Raw genomic sequence first — 1,052 nt, 5'->3', positions numbered from 1 at the left:
CAGGACGGCGGTGGTCCAGATTTTGCGGAACATGATGATCTCCTGGAGTGCGGCGGTGCGGTGGTTGGGGAAGGATGCTGCGGGTCAGCGGCGGACGAGCGGTTCGCAATGGTTGGCCTGGATCCCTGCGGTGGCGGGGCCGGCGGTGGCGGCGGCGAAGCCGAGGGCGGTCGCGGTCAGAACGGCGGTGGTCCAGATTTTGCGGAACATGATGATCTCCTAAGGGTGTGGCGGTGCTGGGTGTGGTTTGGTATGCGGGATGCAGCTGGTCAGCGGCGGACGAGCGGTTCGCAATGGTTGGAGCAGAGCCCGGCGGCTGCGGGGCCGGCGGTTGCGGCGGCGAAGCCCAGGGCGGTGGCGAGCAGGACGGCGCTGGTCCAGATTTTGCGGATCATGGTGATCTCCTAAGGTGTGGCGGTACGGGGTGGTTTGGTGTGCGGGATGCAGCTGGTTAGCGGCGGACTAGCGGTTCGGAATGGTTGACCGCGACTCCGGCGGCTGCGGGGCCGGCGGTTGCGGCGGCGAAGCCCAGGGCGGTGGCGGTCAGGACGGCGCTGGTCCAGATTTTGCGGAACATGGTGATCTCCTAAGGTGTGGCGGTAGGGGGTGGTTTGGTGTGCGGGATGCAGCTGGTTAGCGGCGGACGAGCGGCTCGCAGTGGTTCATCGGGATCCCGGCGGCTGCGGGGCCGGCGGTGGCGGTGGCGAAACCGAGTGCGGTAGCGAGGGTGAGGGCGGTGGTCCAGATTTTGCGGTACATGATGAATGTCCTTTCGAGTGGTTGGTATGGGCTGGTGTTCTATGAGGTGGCGCCGAGGTCCTATGAGATCCTTGATCGGCTGAATGGGGCGGGTACCATCTGGGGCTGGCTGTCTCTGTGGCTGTCAGTCTGAGCAGTCCGGCCACAGGTCTTGGCCCCAGTGATCGTCAGTCAGTGTGGAGGGCTTCAACTCCTGGGTTGCCGCGGGTCCGGCGTTGTTGGCCAGTGCGTGAATCCGCTGACTGTTGTGGATCCTGGATGCTTCTATTCGCTTCATGATCAGGATCCCCTCT

Annotated in this window: 4 protein-coding genes; all 4 read right to left on the bottom strand. The window is 64.8% G+C overall.

Features of this window, described 5'->3' with window-relative positions; translation table 11 throughout:
* Positions 1 to 84 precede the first annotated feature (84 nt).
* From JYA52_RS22660 to JYA52_RS22645, 4 genes are read right to left on the bottom strand one after another with little or no spacing between them, the layout of a single operon-like run.
* Positions 85 to 210, bottom strand: coding sequence for a hypothetical protein (locus JYA52_RS22660; RefSeq protein ID WP_276208506.1), 126 nt, complete (start codon positions 208 to 210; stop codon positions 85 to 87).
* 59 nt (positions 211 to 269) lie between these two features.
* Positions 270 to 395 (bottom strand): hypothetical protein, encoded by a 126-nt coding sequence (locus JYA52_RS22655; RefSeq protein WP_276208505.1) that lies wholly within the window; start codon positions 393 to 395, stop codon positions 270 to 272.
* A 56-nt stretch (positions 396 to 451) separates the two neighbouring features.
* Entirely contained in the window at positions 452 to 577 is a 126-nt protein-coding gene (locus JYA52_RS22650; RefSeq protein ID WP_276208504.1) for a hypothetical protein, read from the bottom strand.
* 56 nt (positions 578 to 633) lie between these two features.
* Positions 634 to 759, bottom strand: a complete 126-nt coding sequence (locus JYA52_RS22645; protein ID WP_276208503.1) for a hypothetical protein — start codon at positions 757 to 759, stop codon at positions 634 to 636.
* Positions 760 to 1,052 lie beyond the last annotated feature (293 nt).

The sequence above is a fragment of the Arthrobacter pascens genome, assembly GCF_017052465.1.
In the GTDB taxonomy this organism is placed as follows: Bacteria; Actinomycetota; Actinomycetes; order Actinomycetales; family Micrococcaceae; genus Arthrobacter; species Arthrobacter pascens.
The sequence above is the reverse complement of the archived record's forward strand: the minus strand, read 5'-3'. Positions and strand labels throughout refer to the sequence as shown.